General features: G+C 26.2%; 17 protein-coding genes. 8 read left to right on the top strand and 9 right to left on the bottom strand.

What is annotated here, in order from left to right; translation table 11 throughout:
- Positions 1-4: 4 nt before the first annotated feature.
- The 7 genes from ACZ5CK_RS06575 to ACZ5CK_RS06545 form a co-directional block, all read right to left on the bottom strand.
- Complete coding sequence (locus tag ACZ5CK_RS06575; protein WP_464581037.1) at positions 5-868, bottom strand: metal ABC transporter substrate-binding protein; 864 nt, start codon at positions 866-868, stop codon at positions 5-7.
- 198 nt (positions 869-1,066) lie between these two features.
- Positions 1,067-2,665 carry an IS1634 family transposase gene (locus ACZ5CK_RS06570; RefSeq protein ID WP_464581035.1) on the bottom strand — a complete coding sequence of 533 codons (1,599 nt, stop codon included), beginning with the start codon at positions 2,663-2,665 and terminating at the stop codon, positions 1,067-1,069.
- 258 nt (positions 2,666-2,923) lie between these two features.
- Positions 2,924-3,394 (bottom strand): 2-amino-4-hydroxy-6-hydroxymethyldihydropteridine diphosphokinase, encoded by a 471-nt coding sequence (folK, locus tag ACZ5CK_RS06565; RefSeq protein WP_464582969.1) that lies wholly within the window; start codon positions 3,392-3,394, stop codon positions 2,924-2,926.
- Between the two features lie 5 nt (positions 3,395-3,399).
- Positions 3,400-4,596, bottom strand: coding sequence for a dihydropteroate synthase (gene folP, locus ACZ5CK_RS06560; protein ID WP_464581034.1), 1,197 nt, complete (start codon positions 4,594-4,596; stop codon positions 3,400-3,402).
- A complete protein-coding gene (gene folE2, locus ACZ5CK_RS06555) occupies positions 4,590-5,336 on the bottom strand; it encodes a GTP cyclohydrolase FolE2 (RefSeq protein WP_464581033.1) in 747 nt (248 codons plus the stop codon). The genes folP and folE2 overlap by 7 nt, the downstream gene beginning before the upstream one ends.
- Before the next feature lies 1 nt (position 5,337).
- Positions 5,338-5,694 carry a 6-carboxytetrahydropterin synthase QueD gene (queD, locus tag ACZ5CK_RS06550; RefSeq protein ID WP_464581032.1) on the bottom strand — a complete coding sequence of 119 codons (357 nt, stop codon included), beginning with the start codon at positions 5,692-5,694 and terminating at the stop codon, positions 5,338-5,340.
- Between the two features lie 85 nt (positions 5,695-5,779).
- Complete coding sequence (locus ACZ5CK_RS06545) at positions 5,780-7,738, bottom strand: IGHMBP2 family helicase (RefSeq protein WP_464581031.1); 1,959 nt, start codon at positions 7,736-7,738, stop codon at positions 5,780-5,782.
- An 84-nt stretch (positions 7,739-7,822) separates the two neighbouring features.
- Between ACZ5CK_RS06545 and ACZ5CK_RS06540 the strand changes: the two genes are divergently transcribed.
- The 7 genes from ACZ5CK_RS06540 (at position 7,823) to ACZ5CK_RS06510 (ending at position 14,984) form a co-directional block, all read left to right on the top strand.
- Complete coding sequence (locus tag ACZ5CK_RS06540) at positions 7,823-8,761, top strand: PD-(D/E)XK nuclease family protein (protein ID WP_464581030.1); 939 nt, start codon at positions 7,823-7,825, stop codon at positions 8,759-8,761.
- A 169-nt stretch (positions 8,762-8,930) separates the two neighbouring features.
- Positions 8,931-9,311 (top strand): D-ribose pyranase, encoded by a 381-nt coding sequence (gene rbsD, locus ACZ5CK_RS06535; protein WP_464581029.1) that lies wholly within the window; start codon positions 8,931-8,933, stop codon positions 9,309-9,311.
- Complete coding sequence (locus tag ACZ5CK_RS06530) at positions 9,311-10,789, top strand: sugar ABC transporter ATP-binding protein (RefSeq protein ID WP_464581028.1); 1,479 nt, start codon at positions 9,311-9,313, stop codon at positions 10,787-10,789. The genes rbsD and ACZ5CK_RS06530 overlap by 1 nt, the downstream gene beginning before the upstream one ends.
- Positions 10,789-11,709 (top strand): ABC transporter permease, encoded by a 921-nt coding sequence (locus tag ACZ5CK_RS06525; RefSeq protein ID WP_464581027.1) that lies wholly within the window; start codon positions 10,789-10,791, stop codon positions 11,707-11,709. The genes ACZ5CK_RS06530 and ACZ5CK_RS06525 overlap by 1 nt, the downstream gene beginning before the upstream one ends.
- Before the next feature lie 14 nt (positions 11,710-11,723).
- Positions 11,724-12,593 (top strand): D-ribose ABC transporter substrate-binding protein, encoded by an 870-nt coding sequence (locus ACZ5CK_RS06520; protein WP_464581026.1) that lies wholly within the window; start codon positions 11,724-11,726, stop codon positions 12,591-12,593.
- 49 nt (positions 12,594-12,642) lie between these two features.
- Complete coding sequence (locus tag ACZ5CK_RS06515) at positions 12,643-13,626, top strand: LacI family DNA-binding transcriptional regulator (RefSeq protein ID WP_464581025.1); 984 nt, start codon at positions 12,643-12,645, stop codon at positions 13,624-13,626.
- Positions 13,627-13,736: 110 nt separating this feature from the next.
- Entirely contained in the window at positions 13,737-14,984 is a 1,248-nt protein-coding gene (locus ACZ5CK_RS06510) for an IS256 family transposase (protein ID WP_464581024.1), read from the top strand.
- 282 nt (positions 14,985-15,266) lie between these two features.
- On the opposite strand, the gene ACZ5CK_RS06505 is transcribed toward ACZ5CK_RS06510, so the two are convergent.
- A complete protein-coding gene (locus ACZ5CK_RS06505) occupies positions 15,267-15,632 on the bottom strand; it encodes a chorismate mutase (RefSeq protein ID WP_464581023.1) in 366 nt (121 codons plus the stop codon).
- Positions 15,633-15,693: 61 nt separating this feature from the next.
- Here ACZ5CK_RS06505 and ACZ5CK_RS06500 point away from each other — a divergent pair, with 61 nt between their 5' ends.
- Entirely contained in the window at positions 15,694-16,851 is a 1,158-nt protein-coding gene (locus tag ACZ5CK_RS06500; RefSeq protein WP_464581022.1) for a hypothetical protein, read from the top strand.
- Here ACZ5CK_RS06500 and ACZ5CK_RS06495 read toward each other — a convergent pair.
- Positions 16,838-17,578, bottom strand: coding sequence for a TIGR03915 family putative DNA repair protein (locus tag ACZ5CK_RS06495; RefSeq protein WP_464581021.1), 741 nt, complete (start codon positions 17,576-17,578; stop codon positions 16,838-16,840). The genes ACZ5CK_RS06500 and ACZ5CK_RS06495 overlap by 14 nt on opposite strands.
- Positions 17,579-17,580 lie beyond the last annotated feature (2 nt).

Below are 17,580 nucleotides of genomic sequence, written 5' to 3'. Positions count from 1 at the left end.
AATATCACCTTGTTGTATTAAGAATCTCAAAGAAATTCATTAAATACATTTCATCTATTGAGTTATATACAGTTCCTAAAGGGTCTAATTCTCCTAAGTTCAGTTTCAATGATTTAGCTAATTTTTCAGCTAATCTTTTATTTAATTGAGGTTCGGAAAATAAAGCTTTAACTTTATTCTTTTTAGCTAAATCGGATAATTTTTTCATTTCGGAAATTGATGGTTCAACTCCAGGAGAATTTTCAATTACTCCTACGATTTTTATATTATATCTTTTTGCAAAATAGGGAAATGAATTATGGAATGTTATAATACTACCCATTATATCCTGTGATTTTAATAATAAATAAGCATCTAAAAACTTTAATTTTTCGATTAATATTTCTGCATTATTTTTATATACATTTATTTTCTCAGGAGCAATATTTTTTAATTCATCTAATATTCCAGGAATTATATAAGAATATACAAAATATGGGTTAAGCCATATATGAGGATTATAATAGCCATGATCATGGTCTTCATCATGTTTTGCATTTGAAATCAATTCTTTTTCTGGTATAAAATTTGCTGCATAGATATAAGGTATATTCTTTTTTTCTAAAGTAGGAATAATTTTGCTTATAAAAATTTCTGAATTTAAACCATTAAATATTACTAAATCACTTTTATAAATTTTTACAAGATCTTTTGAAGAAACAGAGTATGTATGAGGGCTTTTGCCAGCAGGAACGATAACATTTATGGTATCATCCTTATCAACTATATCTTTTAAAATTAGGTAATATGGGTGTATGGATACAGAAATATTTATAGAATATCCAATGATTCCAATTAATAAAAGTGAGAGCACAAGAACTTTTCTCATTACACCACCTCCAAATAAAAATTAATTGCAAATGCAAATCATTTGCAATTATAACTTATTTTTTTTCCTGAGTTTGACACTACTTTTGTAACTCAAATTCTCAAAAAGAGAAATAATAAGAAAAACAGCGATTGTTAACTTTTTGTAAAAAGAGAAATTAGCCACACACCTCCCTCTTTTTAGCTATTCATGCGTATTTTAGAAGTATTTTTCTTTAAATTCATCTAAATCCATCATTTTTTTAGGTTTTTCTATTTCTAATATTTTTAATATTGATTTTTGAAATTCATTTAAATTGGCTCTTAATGCAAATAATTTGTCTTTTAATCTTACTTCTGAATATTCCATATTTTTAATAGTCTCTCTAATTTTTTCATGTGAATAATCAATGTTATTTTTTTCTAGTTCTAATTCTAATGTTCTTTGCATTATGTAAGATATGAAACTCATTACTATATGACCTTTTATTCTTTTAGGAGTCCAATGAAATATAGGTCTTGTTTCTAGATAATTTTTTAATGTTCTAAATGTTTCTTCTACTTTCCATAATGTATGATACTGTTCTAATATTTGTTTTGGATTTAATTTAGTATTTGTCATTATTCCATAATATCCATCGTATTTTTCATCATTTTTTATTTTTTCATTATCTAATATATAATTCTGTTTATTTTCTTCTTTTAAATATTTTTTAGCTCCTCTTTTATTCATTGAATCTACATTATTATTTTCAAGCATTTTCTTTGCTTTTTCAATTAATCTAAGTCTATCTGCTCTATCTTTTTTAGCTCTTTCTTCTGAATATATTATGAGTAATCTATTATTATCGTATTGAACTTCTCTATATTTTATTCCTTTTGCTATTTCTATGAATTCTCCATCAAATATATTTACTTTTTTTAATTGTTTAATTGATTTACCTACTATGAATTCATAATTGGAATTTTCTACTACTTCTATATTTTTTTTACTCATCATTCCTCTATCTGATACTACTATTACTTTTCCTAATTGATATTCTTTTTTCATTGTTTCAACTGCATCTTTAAATGTATGTCCTTCAAATGTATTACCTGGATATATATCAAAACTCACTGGCATTTTATCTTGATCTATTGACATACCTAATACTATTTGTGATTCATTAAATTTCTTATCTTTTGAATATCCCATTTGTAATATCTCATTTGTTTGTTGTGTTTCAAAGGCTAATGTAGTTACATCGTAAAATACTAAATCTACTGTTGTATTAAACAAACTTATTCTTTGATTATACAAATGTTTTTCTATACCTTCTTTATTTTCTGCTAATACATCTAATGTTCTATACAACCAATGCAACATAACTTCATCTTTTTCTAATTCTTTTCCTTCACTAACTTCTACTGGTGTATATCCTAAATATTCTAAATTATTAAATATTCCTAATTTACTCCTCGGTTCTATTATTCTATTCATTACCATTATTTTTAACATCTCTTCTACATCATATGTTGTATTCATCTTCTCAAAATATCTTTTCATTTCATATCTGTCAAATATCTTATTTACTATTAATCGTATTCCGTAATTCTTTCTTGCTATTTCTTCCATTAAATCATCATCTATTTTTTCGTATCCTTCTATTTCAAATATCCTTAACAAACTATCTACAAGTTTAATTATATCTTTTTTAGTGTAATTATCAACATTTCCAAAATTTACCACTGTCTTTTGTTTAACCTTCTTACCTTCTCTTACACTTTCCATTATCCTTAAATATCTCTTACCTTTAACTTTTGATATTTTAGGATACATTATAATCATCCCCTTTTAGTGGTTGTCATATATATTATACCACTAAAAGAAGCTAAATAACAATATGTATAGTTAATTATATGTAACAAAAGTTAGCCACACATTTTTTCGACTTCCTGAAAAATACGCACCTCAAACCCGCATTCTACCGTCCTATTTACCCAAAAATCGCCATTTTTGTGTCAAAGTCAGGTGCAAATCATTTGCAATTATAACTTATTTTTTTTAAATAATAATGAATAAAATAAAAAAGGAGCCTTAAGACTCCTTTTCATATCTTTTTATTTTGCTTTTATCAATTTCATTATATCTTTTATTTATAGTTTTATTATATATTGGATGTTTCCAATCTGGTGAAATATCATTAAGAGGTACAATAACAAAATCTCTTTCGAACATATATTTATGAGGAATATTTAAGTCTTCTTTTTCTAAAACTAAATTTCCATAAAATATAATATCTAAATCTATTTCTCTTGGACCCCATTTAAATCTTTGTTTTCTTTTAAGCTCTTTTTCAATATTCTTGCATATTTTTAATAGTTCATATGGTTCTAATTCTGTATTTATTAAGACACAAGCGTTTAAAAAAGTATCTTGTTCTGTATATCCCCAAGGTTCAGTTTCATATATATTTGATATTTTTATTATTTCTACGTATTTTGATAATAATTCAATAGCTCTTTTTATATTATTTAATCTATCTCCTACATTAGAACCTAATGCTATAGCACTTAAAATTTTTTATACCCCCTTAATGCTTCAATCATTTTTATTGTTCTGTAATTTTCTTTTACATCATGAACTCTTATTATTTCAATACCTTTTAAAGCATAATATGAAGTTAATGCAAGTGTTCCTTCTAATCTATCTTTTGTATCAGCAATACTTAAAACATTTCCTATTGTACTTTTTCTAGAGTGTCCCATTAATATTGGATATCCTAATACTCTAAATTCTTCAATATTATAGCTAATATTTAAATTATCTTGAACTCTTTTACCAAATCCAAAACCTGGGTCTATTATTATTTGATTCACACCATTTTTGCGTGCATAATCTATTCTTTCTTCGAAATATTCTAACAAATCACTTATACAATTCTCATAATATGGATTTTTTTGCATATCTTTAGGAGTTCCTTTTATATGCATTATAACTATAGGTAACTTTGATTCTGCAACTACATGAACCATATTCTTGTCAAACTGCATACCAGATATATCATTTATAATATCTACGCCATTTTCAATTGCTTTTTTAGCTACTTCAGATTTATATGTGTCAACGCTTAGAATTACATTTGGGAATTCTTTTCTTAAAGCTTTAATAACAGGTATAACTCTTTCGATTTCTTCTTTTAATTCAACGCTTTCAGAACCAGGTCTTGTTGATTCAGCACCGATATCAAGTATTTCGGCGCCATTTTCAATCATATCTTTTGCATTTTCAATTGCCTGATCAACGCTTTTTATTCTGCTTGGAGCGTGGAATGAATCAGGAGTTATATTTAAAATTCCCATTATTTTTGAGTTGTTTCCAAGTAGCATTTTTTTACCAGCGTTTAATGTATATTCCCATTTGCGTATATTTATATTTTTAAAAGTCTTTTCTATTAATTCTCTTACTTTTGGAATATCCCAATAATTCATTGTTTTTAATTTTTGGATTAAAAGATTATATTGCTTTTTTGATCCGATTAGTAATATATTTGTTTTATCTACCTTGTGATTAATAGCATATTTGTGAATAGCAACATCTCCACCACGAGATAGCATTTCTTGCTTTATAATATTCGCACTTGTTACATCAATATTTTCTATGAGTATATAATAGTTTTGCATTTTAGATTTAAAGATAGGAATACTTGCTGAATCTACATTTATTTCCTTTTCTAAATCTATGTCTTCTAACATTCTAACTCTTACCATGCTTTTCCCTCTCTTTCAGAAAAAGCATTATGATTGTGTATACTTTCATAACTTATAACTTTCACTTTATATCCTTCTACTCTATCATCTTTTTCTAAAAATACGCTTAAATCTCTTACTACATCTTCGACAAAATGTGGATTATCATACATATGTTCAGTTACATATTTTTCGTCTTCTCTTTTTAATAATGAAAATACCATACCGCTTGAAGAGTTTTCAACATATTTAGCTATCTCTTTTATAGAAATATCCTCTTTTAATTTAAGGCCTATTTCTACTAAAGCACGTTGATTATGTGCTCCATAATTTGAAATAGCTTTTGAGCAAGGACATAGAGTAATAATTGGTATAGCTAAGTATAATCTAACTTCTTCATTTATTATTTCATAAGTAATATCACATTTAGTATAACTTTCCATTTTTGTTATAGGAGCTTGTCTTAATGAGAAATAAGGGAATGAAACCTTTATGTATGATTTTTTAGCTTCTAAAACCTTTCTTAATTCTATGCTCATTTCCAATAATCTTTTCTCTGATAGATTATCATGATATCTATTAAGAACTTCAACAAAACGACTCATATGTGTTCCTCTAATATTTTTATCTAAATCTACTAACAATGTGAAGTTTCCAATGGTATGATTTCCATTAAAAATTATAGGATATTCTAAATCTGAAATCCCTACACCATGTAAATATATTCCTCTATTGTCTAATTCAGATTGTACATCTTTCAATTTATTCACCCCTATAATATACGACATTATTTTCTGTTTCATATAGTGCTACTTCATATAATTTGCAATTATCTCTATTAAGCTTTTCTTCTAATTTATTCCAAATCCACATAGAAATATTTTCAGCTGTAGGTTGTTCTATTATATTGTTTATATATGAGTGATCTAATATATTTAATACTTCATCTTTAACAATTTTTTTTAATTCGAGAAAATCTATAACCATTCCTTCTTCATTAGGAGTACCTTCTACTGTAACTTCTAATCTGTAGTTATGCCCGTGTAAAGTTTCGCATTTTCCATGATATTTAATTAAATTATGTGCAGCTGCAAAATTGAATATTCTTTTAACTAGCATAAAACACCTCTTTCTAATAATTTCAAAATTATTATATCACAATAGCACAATATAACTTTTTCAAATATATTTCAGAAATATAACTTTATTTATCCGAATTAACAAGAGTAATAATTTTTCCATTTTTATCTATATAATCAATAAAATCTTTGAAAAGAGGATATTTAATAATAGTTTCTTTATCTCCAATTATTATTAGTTTTTTCTTTGCTCTGGTAATAGCAACATTTAATCTTCTTTCATCAGTTAAGAAACCAATTAATCCTTCTTCATTACTTCTAGTTAAAGAAAAAATTATTACTTCTTTTTCTTTTCCTTGAAATCCATCTACAGTATTTATTGTTCCATCAATTTGTTCTTTTAAAAATTTTACCTGATCTTTATATGGTGAAATAATACCAAAATCAATATTTTTTTCACTTAAAATTTTTGAAAGTTCAATAACAATTTTAGCTTCCAAAGGATTGTATTTAGATGAAGACCCTTTTTTAATTATTTCAAATTTTTCTGGAATTAATGAAGTATCTACAAATACAATAGGTGTTTTATCTAAAATTTCATTGTATGGATATGACATATCTTTGGTATATATTTTTAGAGTTCTATTTTTAACATTTTTATCACTCTTTAAAATACCATTATAAAATTTATTATTAGAAAATTGCATTATTTTATCATTCATTCTATATTGTATGGTCAAAATAGAAGAATTTTCAGGATATTTATTAATCAACTTTTCGAATAATGTTTTTGATAATATTTTTTCTGCCTTTTGATTTAAAATAGTTGGAGGTAATTGTTTATGATCTCCACCCATAATAATTTTTTCGCCATGAACAATTGGTATATAACATGAAGGTTCTGTTGCCTGAGAACCTTCGTCTATAACGACAGTATCAAATCTTATTTTTTCTAATTCTTCTATTCCAGCAGAACCATTTGTACTAACTACAACATTACTTTCCATTATAACTTTTTTTATTAAAGCCTCTTCCATTACTTTTGCAGCATCAAATAATTTTTGTACTTCTTTATTTAGTTTGAGCCAGTTATACATTGATTTCATATCTTCAGGAAATATACCTCTTGTGCCCCGATCCTTTAAAGCATATTTTTCTATTTGTTCATCTGTTAATCCGCGTCTAAATTGTGGTGTAGGTTTTTTATATTTATCTCTTTCTTCTGATAGTTTTATGGCTTTTTCTCTAATTTCATCAATTTTTTTATAATCTGAATGATTTTCAACTATGTGATATAATGAATGATGTATTAATTGTTCATCTATTCTTGTAGGGTGTCCTAATCTACACACTTTTAAATCTTTATATTTTACAAGATTGTATAATAAGTTATCTGTAGCAGTATTAGAGTCGGCTGTGGCTAATACTCTCTTTCCCATTTTAACTTCTTGAAGAATAATTTCAGTTAAAGTTCTGGTTTTTCCAGTGCCAGGTGGTCCGTGTATTAAGAAAACATCATCACTTCCAACAGCTTTTGAAACAGCTTCTTTTTGGGATGAATTTAAATGTTTATCAAAAAAATCTATATTTATTTTTTTAGGGAGTTTGGGTTTTTTATTACCTAAAATAATGGATTTTAATATTTTTAATTTACCTTCTGCATAATGAAGCTTTAAAATAGATTCTTGCATACGTTTGAAAGTAACTTCATTTAAATATAAATCAATTCTTATATTTTTGGATTTTTGTACCCAAAACGGAGGTTTATTTGAAAAGGCAACTATAATGTATTTATTTCCTACTTCAGTAACGAAACCTGTTAAGTCGCTTTTTAAAGGATTGCCTTTACTAACCAATGCTACATCACCAACGCTAATATCTGTTTTGATGCTTTCTTTTCTTCCAAACTTGATTAAATATAATCCTCCCATTTCTTTTCCAATATATTTCCCATTTAAATTATTTATAGCTCTGCCTATTTTTTCTCTATTTTTCCCATATTGCTTTATTTCGTTTATCATAGATTTAATTTCAGCTTCTTTTTCTAATTCTATTGCTTCATATAATTCTTCTAAAAAACCCATATTCTCCCTCCTTTTTTCACTATATTATACTATATATATTGAATAATTTAATTAAATTCTGTATAATCTTAATGAGGTGATAATATGACAGAATATCCAGAGAAATCATGGTCTTTTTCTAAGGATAAATTATTAACAAGATGCCCAAGAGCGTATTATTATGCAAGATTTTTAATGTGGGGCGGATGGGATAAAAATGCTCCTGAAAGAGTAAGAAAGGCATATAGACTGACAAAACTAACTACAATTGAGCAATTTTTAGGTTCTTTGGTTCATAACTATATAGCAAATAATATTACGGCTTTAAAAACAGAAGATTTTAATAGTGTAATAAATTATATTGGGAAAGAATTTAATAAAGCGGTATATTATTCATATAAATTTAAAAAGGAATGGGAAATGAATCCAAAAAATTTTATAATGTTTTATTCTGTTTATTATAAAAATAGGAATTTATTTGAAGGTAATATTGGAAAAGATATAAAAGAAAAAACAAAATTATTACTTCAGAATTATTATAATTCCAGAACACTAAAAGATATACAAAGTGGAATAAGAATAATAGAAATAGATAGAGAAAATAATTTCACATCATTTTTCGTAAATAATTATAAAATATACTCTATTGTAGATTTTATGTACGAAAAAAATGGAAATACATATATAATTGATTGGAAAACAGGGAAAAGATCTAAAGATGATGAATTTCAATTGAAATTATATGCATTATATGCCTATAAAAATTATAATATTGATTTAAACAATGTTTATTTAATTAACGAATATTTATATGAAGGAGATTTTGAAGAAAGAAAATATACAAAAGAAGAATTATTGGAAGTAGAGAATTATATAAAAGAAAGAATAGATATTATGGAACATTATTTGAAAGATAAAGAAAAAAATATTCCAAAAGAAGAAAAATATTTTTCAGCAAGGCCTTCTAAATATAATTGTAAATGGTGTAATTTTAAAGAAATTTGCCCCGAGTATAATGAAAATTTTATATTAAATTCAAAATAGCCTTCCAAGAGGCTATTTTTTAATATTGCAAGAAAAAATTTGATAATTAAATATAATTCTCTTTAATGACCTTTAAAAAAACATAACTAAATTTTGTATAATATGTAAATTGTGTTATTCTTATTTCAGAAAACGTTTTCGAAAACGTTTTCTGGAAGGAGAGATATAAATGAAGAAAACGGGAATTTTTAATTCTGAGATTTCTGCAATAGTAGCTTCTATGGGACATACAGATAAAATTGCTATTGTAGATATGGGTTTTCCTATCCCAGATAATGTAAAAAAAATAGATTTAGTTGTAGATAAAGAAATACCAAAATTTGATATAGTAATGAATACGTTGTTAAAGGAGCTTTATGTTGAAAAAGTTATTATAGCTGAAGAGTCAAGTGAAGAATTCATTAATATGATAAAAAAAATAACAGATAATATTGAAATAATACCTCATGAAGATTTAAAAAAATTATCCCATAATAGTAAAGCTATAATTAGAACTGGAGAAGTAAGACCTTATTATAATGCTATATTTGTTTCAGGAGTGATATTTTAATGTTATTAAAGTTAGAAAATATAACAAAAAAATTTCCAGGTGTTTTAGCCTTAGATAATATAAATTTTGAGTTAGATAAAGGAGAAGTTCATGCTTTATTAGGTGAAAATGGTGCAGGGAAAAGTACTTTGATTAAAATTATTGGCGGTGTTCATACAGCTGATAATGGAAAAATATATTATGATGGAAAAGAAGTTTCTTTTCAAAGTCCATCTGAAGCTATTAGGAATGGCATAGCAACTATACATCAAGAACTGAATCTTTTTGAAGATTTAACAGTAGCAGAAAATATATATGTGGGTAATATAAATAAATCAATAATTAATAAGAAAGAGTTGATAAAACAAGCCAAAAAAATAATCTCAGAAAATAATTTTAATATAAAAGCTGATACCATAGTTAAAAAACTCAATACTTCTGAAAAGCAATTAGTAGCTATTGCAAAAGCATTATCTATAAAATCAAAAATCATTATTATGGATGAACCAACTGCTTCTATAACAGAGCATGAAACACAAAATTTATTCAAAATAGTTAAACAATTGAAAAGTAAAGGGATAGGTATTATTTTTATATCCCACAGATTAGAAGAAATTTTTGATATTGCAGATAGAGTAACAGTTTTAAGAGATGGAAAATATATTGGAAGTGGATTAGTGAGTGAATTTGATCAAGAAAAATTGATCGACATGATGGTTGGTAGAAAAATTGATGATATGTTTCCTAAATATAATAAATTAGAAGATGAAATAATATTTTCTATAGAAAATTTGAATATTGGTAAAATGGTTAAAAATGTATCTTTTAATGTAAAAAGAGGAGAGATTTTTGGTATAGCTGGTTTAGTTGGATCTGGAAAGTCAGAAATTCCATTGGGTATATATGGTTATATGCCTGCTAAATGGAAAAAATTAATAGTTAATGGTAAAGAAATAAAAAAAATTAGAGATCCTTCTAAGGCATTAGAAGATGGAATTGCTTTAGTTCCTGAAGATAGAAAAAGTATGGGATTAGTATTAGAACTAGATATTATGAAAAATATTGTTATTCAAAATACTAAATTAGTAGAAAAAAAAGGAATTTTATTTTGGAATAAAGCAAAAAAAATAGCTAAAGAAGAAATAGAAAAATATTCTATAAAAGCAACGTCTTATACACAAAAAATAAAAAATCTTTCTGGAGGTAATCAACAAAAAGTTGTTTTATCTAAAGTTTTAAAAAGAAATCCTAAAGTAGTTTTTTTAGTTGAACCTACAAGAGGTATAGATGTTGGAGCAAAAGTAGAAGTTTACAATATTATAAATAAATTAGCTAATGAAGGAAATGGTGTGATTTTTATATCATCAGAGTTACCAGAAATAGTAAGTTTGTGTGATCGAGTTTTAGTAATGCATAGAGGGAAAAGTATGGGAATTTTAAGTAAGAAAGACATTAACCAAGAAAATATATTAAAATTAGCCACTGGAGTTGATATATAATGAATAAAGTATTGAAAAAAATGAAAGATTATCCAGCAATAGTTGGTTTTATTGGGATATCTATATTCTTTTCTATTTTAAGTAATAGATTTTTGACTATACCGAATATCATAAATGTATTTAGACAGGTATCAATTCAAGCAATTATAGCTTTTGGTATGACAATGGTTATTATATCTGGAGGTATAGATTTATCAGTTGGTTCAGTTTTTGCTTTGTCTGCAGTTATCATGGCATCTGTTTTAAAAAGTGGCTCAGTATTTTTAGGAGTTATAGTAGCATTAGCTGTTGGAGCACTAATGGGTTTTATAAACGGATTTATTATAGCTAAAGGAAGGATACAGCCTTTTATTGCAACTTTGGCAACAATGGCAATAGGAAGGAGTTTGACTTTAGTATATACTCAAGGAATGCCAATAACAGGACTTCCAAAATCTTTTAGAGTTATAGGAAGAGGAGATTTTTTAGGATTGCCTTATCCTATAATTATAATGCTCAGTATATTTATCTTAATATGGTTTATATCGAAAAATACTAAACTGGGATTATATACCTATGCTATTGGCGGAAATGAAACTGCTGCAAAGTTAAGTGGTGTAAAAGTAATAAAATATAAAATTATCATATATATGATAAGTGGTATTTTATCTGCGGTAAGTGCAATGTTATTAACGGCAAGACTTAATAGTGCCCAACCGACATTTGGTGGTGGTTATGAGTTAGATGCAATAGCAGCAGTTGTATTAGGGGGAGCAAGTTTATCCGGTGGAAGAGGTAGTGTTGTAGGAACAATTTTTGGTGCTTTGATAATGGGCGTAATTAATAATGGTTTAAATTTATTAAACGTATCTCCCTTTTATCAGCAAGCTGTTAAAGGTGCGGTTATCCTTATTGCAGTATTGCTGGAAAGGGAAGACTAATAGGGGGTGTATTTATGAAAAAGGCAGTATGGTTAGTAGTATTTATTATCATTTTATCTTTGTCTGCATTTAGTATTAAAATTGGATTATCTTTATCAACCTTAAACAACCCATTTTTTGTAGAATTGAGAAATGGTGCATTGCAAGAGGCAGTTAATCAAGGAGTAGATATAGTTGTTGTAGACGCACAAGATAAACCATATAAACAACTAAATGATATCGAAGATTTGATTCAACAAAAAGTTGATTTCATAATAGTTAATCCAACTGATAGTGACGCTATAGTTACAGCAGTAGAAGAAGCAAATGATGCAGGAATACCCGTTATTACAGTAGATAGAGCTTCTAACGGTGGAAAGGTTGTATTGCACATCGCATCAGATAATGTAGCAGGTGGAGCAATGGCTGCAGACTACATTGCAAAACTACTTAATGGAAAAGGGAATGTTGTTGAATTAGTAGGTATTCCTGGAACATCAGCAGCAAGAGACAGAGGATTAGGTTTTGAAACAGAATTAAAAAAATATCCTGGATTAAAGTTAATTGCAAAACAAACAGCAAACTTTAATAGAGCAGAAGGATTATCTGTTATGGAAAATCTTTTACAAGCTTATCCAAATATTGATGCTGTATTTGCACAAAATGATGAAATGGCTTTAGGTGCTGTAGAAGCAATAAAATCAGAAGGTAAATTAGGTAAAATAGTAGTTGTTGGTTTTGATGCAATACCAGACGCAGTAAATGCAGTTAAGAATGGTGAAATGGCAGCAACAGTAGCTCAACAACCATCCTTGATGGGTGAATTAGCAGTTAAAAAAGCAGTAGAATATTTAAAAACACATACAATTTATATTCCAGTAAACTTAAAACTTGTGGTAAAATAATAGATAATGGGGGATTTATTTCCCCCGTTTTTATTGAGAGGGGATAATTATGAAAAAAGTTAGTATCAAAGATGTAGCTAAAGAAGCAGGTGTTTCTATTTCGACTGTATCAAGGGTGGTCAATAATAGTGCATATGTTAAAGAAGAATTAAGAGTTAAAGTAGAAAAAGCAATAAAAAAATTAAATTATAATCCTAATATAATTGCTCAAAGTTTAAGAAAAGGAAAAACAAAATCTATTGGTTTTGTTATTCCTGATATTACTAATCCCTTTTTTCCAAATATAGTAAAGGGAGTAGAAGATTATTTAAAAAAAGAAGGATATACTCTTTTGTTGAGTAATTCTGATCAAGATTTAGATATGGAAATAAAGATAATAAATACATTTATTTCTAAACATATAGATGGTATTATATTTACTGGTACTGGATTATATAATCCGCTTTTAGAAAAAGTAATTGTAAAAGGAACAAAAATAGTTTTTCTTGATAGAATATTGGAAGGGGTAAATGCTTCATATGTAATTTGTGACAATGAATATGGAATATTGGAATTATTAAAATATTTATATTCAAGAGGAATAAGAAGTTTTTATTTTGTTAATGGTAATGAAAATACTTTTAGTGCTAAAATTAGATATGAAGCATTTATAAAATTTATGAAGGAAAAAAATATAGAAGACTATAAACATATATTTACTAATTTTTCGTATGAAGCAGGATATAATTTTGGTAAAAATATAAAAAAAATACCTCAAGCTATCATTGGTGGAAATGATTTAATAGCATATGGAATAAGTGATTCGCTTCAAGAAAGAGGAATAAATGTTCCTGAAGATGTTAGTGTTACAGGATTTGATGATATTCTTTTTAGTAAACATTATAAACCAGCATTAACTACAGTTAGGCAACCTATTTATGAAATGGGATACAAAGCTGCAGAATTAATGTTAAAAATAATTAATGGTAAACAAAATAAAATTAAAGGAATAATATTAAAACCACAATTAATTATTAGAAATTCGACAATATGAGCTTATAAATCGCTTGAGACCATAAAAAATTTTGTGTAAATAAAAAGTAGAAAAAATAGGTAACCCTCTTCTTGGTATGGTAAAATAAAACCAAGAAGGGGGTATTTTAAATGGCAAAGAGAAAGAAAAAGGAAGAAAGTAACATTGAAAAATTAGCAAAGTTAATAGCAAGAGATCCTGAAGTAAATACAATGAAAGACGTATATGACAAGATTAAAGAATTGATGGGACCAATAATACAAGAAATGTTAGAAGCGGAATTAGAAGATGAATTAGGATATGAGAAATATGATAAGGAAAATAAAGAAACGGATAACTCCAGAAATGGATACAGCTCAAAAAAGGTAAGATCAAGCATGGGTGAGATGGAATTGAAAATACCCAGAGATAGAAAAGGTGAATATGAACCGAAAATAATACCGAAGTATAAAAGAGATATTTCAGATATTGAAAGTAGAATAATAGGAATGTATGGTTTGGGATTAAGTACGAAAGATATAGTTAGGAATGTTGAAGATATATATGGTGTAGAATTATCAGCTGAAATGATAAGTAAAATCACTAATAAGATATTACCAGAAATTAGAGAATGGCAAAGCAGACCATTAGAAGAGATATACACTTTTGTTTTCATGGATGGAATAGTATTTAAAGTAAAAGATGATGGTGAGATAATTAAAAAGACTGCATATGTTGTAATAGGTGTAAATATTGATGGATTTAAAGAAGTTCTTGGTATATATATAGGTGAAATAGAATCATCAAAATTCTGGTTAAGAGTATTAAATGATTTAAAAAATAGAGGAGTTAAAGATATATTAATAGCTTCAGTAGATGGATTAACTGGATTTCCACAAGCAATTAAAGCAGCATTTCCTGATACTGTAGTACAAAGATGTATAATACATCAAATAAGAAATACATTAAAATATGTTAATTACAAAGATAGAAAAGAACTTGTAAATGATTTAAAAAAAGTATATAAAGCACCCAATAAAGATATAGCTTATTCAAACCTACAAGATTTAAAAGAAAACAAATGGACAAAATACAAATTGGCATTAGAAAGCTGGGAAAAACATTGGGAAACAATATCTCCATATTTTGATTATGGTGATGAAGTAAGAAAAATAATGTACACAACAAATGTAATAGAATCATTGAATAGGCAATATAGAAAAGTGACTAAAAATAAAACATCTTTTCCAAATGATGATGCATTATTAAAAATATTATATTTAGCAACAATAGATGCAACAAAAAGATGGACAGCTCGATATAGAAACTGGAGTAAAGTCCTAAACGAACTATCCATCTTTTTCAAAGAAAGAATCACAAAATACGTCTATAATTCTTAATACAACTAAATTCCAAAACCTGTAATAATCAATAATACATAAAAACAAATACTAAAAACTAACGCCAAAAATATATTCTTAATTTAACAATGTTAAATCTTGCAGTGAAAATTGCAAAAAGGTGTTTGTTTTCAAAAACTCACATTAAAAACTTCTAGAAATTACTATTAAAGCATATTACAATATAGACGATAATTCATATGAAAATAATTTAAGAATTATAATCCAATTTAATTAATTTATTACCATCCAAGAAGAGGTATTTACACAAAAAATTACATGCTACCAATCGCTTGAATTACTAAAATTTTCAAAAAGATCTGTTCGGAGCTCTTTAGCTTTGTGTAAATATATAAAATTTTGTGTTTCACTTTCGCATAATATTAAAAACCTTATAATACCTTCTTTTGAATCTTCGAACATGGCTTCTTGAAAAGTCATTAATGGGATATTTTTTAGATTAAATTCTTTTCTAATAGCTTTTATTGGGTTATATGCAGTTATATCAGAAGTAACAGAACCTAATATAGCAATTATATTTTTTATATTGTTATTTTCTATAATTTTGTTGTATAATTCTATAGAACGATTTATGATATGTTCTTTTTCATTTTTTTCTATTGAAGTTGCACCTCTAATTCCAATCATAATTCACCTCTGAGTAATAAAAATGTATTCTAACACATATTATACCATAAGGGGGAATTTAGTGAAATTTGCAATTGTTATAAACACATATGTGCGAATAAATAAAGATATAATTGATTACTTCGATCACCCTACTTTATTAGAAAAGTTTGAAGAACAAAATACTTTGCATAAAACAATAGAAAGTATTAATAAATTAAATTTAGATTTAGATGATGAATTAAGTGTTTATGTTTTTTCTATAGCAGCACATGAAGATACATCCAAAGATGATGAGATTAGAGAAAAAACAGAAAAAATACTAAAAAAATCAAAATTTAAATATTATATATATACAAACACAGATATAAAAGAATATAGAAAAAAGTATAATTCAGAATTTTTTTCGACAAAAGGATATTCGGAAATAAGAAATCAAGGGCTTTTATTTCCCATAATGAATAATGAAGATGTTATTATACAGATAGATGATGATGAATTATTGAGAGAAAATTATATTATTAAAACAAAAGAAATTCTTAATAATAACCCTGATAAATACTTGATAACAGCACCATATGAAAAAGATGGTACGATAAGGATACTTGGCGAAGATGAATTAAAAAGTTGGAAAAAGTCTAAATCTATGGATGAAGATATTGTAAGATTATCCAAGGATAACTCTTTAAAAGAATCTATCTTTGGATTTGGTGGAAATATGATAATTCGAAAAGAATATGCTGAAAAGATGTTTTATCCTTTAGAAATACCTCGTGGTGAAGATTTTGCATTATTATTAGCTTCAAGATTAATATATGAAAATGGGAATGAGTATGCAAAAATTGAACCTAAAAATAGTATGTTTAAAACATATTATTGTCCTGAAAAAGATATAACAATAATACATGAACCTCCATATGTTCCAGCTGAAGATTTTGTTTTCTATGTAGAAAAAAATTTAAAAAGATTCATATTAGAATGGCTTATGATAAAAGGGCAAAATACATTTGCCTTTGAAGATTTAAAAAAGTATTCTTTATATCTTTATGAAATGATAGGTTATGAAGATTTTAGAGCAAAAATAAAAGAAATATTAAATGAACTAAAGAGAAAATATCAAAATGCTGATAAGCTTGAAAAAGAAATTCTGGAATATTTTGATAAACATTCAAAGATAAATAGATTTGAAGAATATAAAAAGAAACAAAAAGAATATATTGAGCTGGTTAAATCTCTATAAGATATTTCCAATATCGTGTTGGCATATATTGCCTTTGCAATTTTTTGTTTTTTCTTTCAGTAATGGTTGTGTTATTAAAATAAGTTTTCCAAAGATTTTGAAAAGAAATTTCTTCATAAGATAAATTTTCTTCTTTTAAGTAGAAATCATTATCAAATTCATTGATTTTGGACAATTCTACTTTTTTGTTATATGAAAGAACCAGGTTTCGTTTAATATCGTGGATAATCCATTTATTATTAGGATATCTATTAATAAAATGTTTTGAAAGCAATGTGATTATATTATGATCTGGTTCAAATGGTGCATATAATATACCATTTGATAATTTTCTAAATCTAATCAATCCAAGAAATTTATGTTTTTCATTTATTACCTTAGATATAGCATTTTTAATCCTTATAATGTAATCTTTTTCAATATGTAATTCTGCATTGCTATTAATCTTTAATGAAAGATTAAAATATTTTATAATATCAACTTCTATATTTTCTATTTCCGATAAATAAGCGAGGTAAATGTTTTTTAAAATAGTTTTGTTAAGTTTTCTTATAATGAATTCATTGACAATAGCAGCTTTTTTATAATCTGTTTGGATATTATCTATATTAAATATACTTGGATTATATTGCCTAAAAATCATATCAGGTATTTTCTTTTCATTATAGGTATTAAAAATAATGGTTAGAAGACCCTGGAAAGAACCATCGTACAAAACTATTTTCATTT

It is taken from the genome of Marinitoga okinawensis, from assembly GCF_055387075.1.
The sequence above is the reverse complement of the archived record's forward strand: the minus strand, read 5'-3'. Positions and strand labels throughout refer to the sequence as shown.

Excerpts from the sequence above, each read along its gene's own strand:
- ACZ5CK_RS06575 (WP_464581037.1), bottom strand. The coding sequence starts at position 868 with ATGAGAAAAGTTCTTGTGCTCTCACTTTTATTAATTGGAATCATTGGA.
- ACZ5CK_RS06570 (WP_464581035.1), bottom strand. The coding sequence starts at position 2,665 with ATGTATCCTAAAATATCAAAAGTTAAAGGTAAGAGATATTTAAGGATA.
- folP (WP_464581034.1), bottom strand. The coding sequence starts at position 4,596 with ATGGTAAGAGTTAGAATGTTAGAAGACATAGATTTAGAAAAGGAAATA.
- queD (WP_464581032.1), bottom strand. The coding sequence starts at position 5,694 with ATGCTAGTTAAAAGAATATTCAATTTTGCAGCTGCACATAATTTAATT.
- ACZ5CK_RS06545 (WP_464581031.1), bottom strand. The coding sequence starts at position 7,738 with ATGGGTTTTTTAGAAGAATTATATGAAGCAATAGAATTAGAAAAAGAA.
- ACZ5CK_RS06540 (WP_464581030.1), top strand. The coding sequence starts at position 7,823 with ATGACAGAATATCCAGAGAAATCATGGTCTTTTTCTAAGGATAAATTA.
- rbsD (WP_464581029.1), top strand. The coding sequence starts at position 8,931 with ATGAAGAAAACGGGAATTTTTAATTCTGAGATTTCTGCAATAGTAGCT.
- ACZ5CK_RS06530 (WP_464581028.1), top strand. The coding sequence starts at position 9,311 with ATGTTATTAAAGTTAGAAAATATAACAAAAAAATTTCCAGGTGTTTTA.
- ACZ5CK_RS06525 (WP_464581027.1), top strand. The coding sequence starts at position 10,789 with ATGAATAAAGTATTGAAAAAAATGAAAGATTATCCAGCAATAGTTGGT.
- ACZ5CK_RS06520 (WP_464581026.1), top strand. The coding sequence starts at position 11,724 with ATGAAAAAGGCAGTATGGTTAGTAGTATTTATTATCATTTTATCTTTG.
- ACZ5CK_RS06515 (WP_464581025.1), top strand. The coding sequence starts at position 12,643 with ATGAAAAAAGTTAGTATCAAAGATGTAGCTAAAGAAGCAGGTGTTTCT.
- ACZ5CK_RS06510 (WP_464581024.1), top strand. The coding sequence starts at position 13,737 with ATGGCAAAGAGAAAGAAAAAGGAAGAAAGTAACATTGAAAAATTAGCA.
- ACZ5CK_RS06505 (WP_464581023.1), bottom strand. The coding sequence starts at position 15,632 with ATGATTGGAATTAGAGGTGCAACTTCAATAGAAAAAAATGAAAAAGAA.
- ACZ5CK_RS06495 (WP_464581021.1), bottom strand. The coding sequence starts at position 17,578 with ATGAAAATAGTTTTGTACGATGGTTCTTTCCAGGGTCTTCTAACCATT.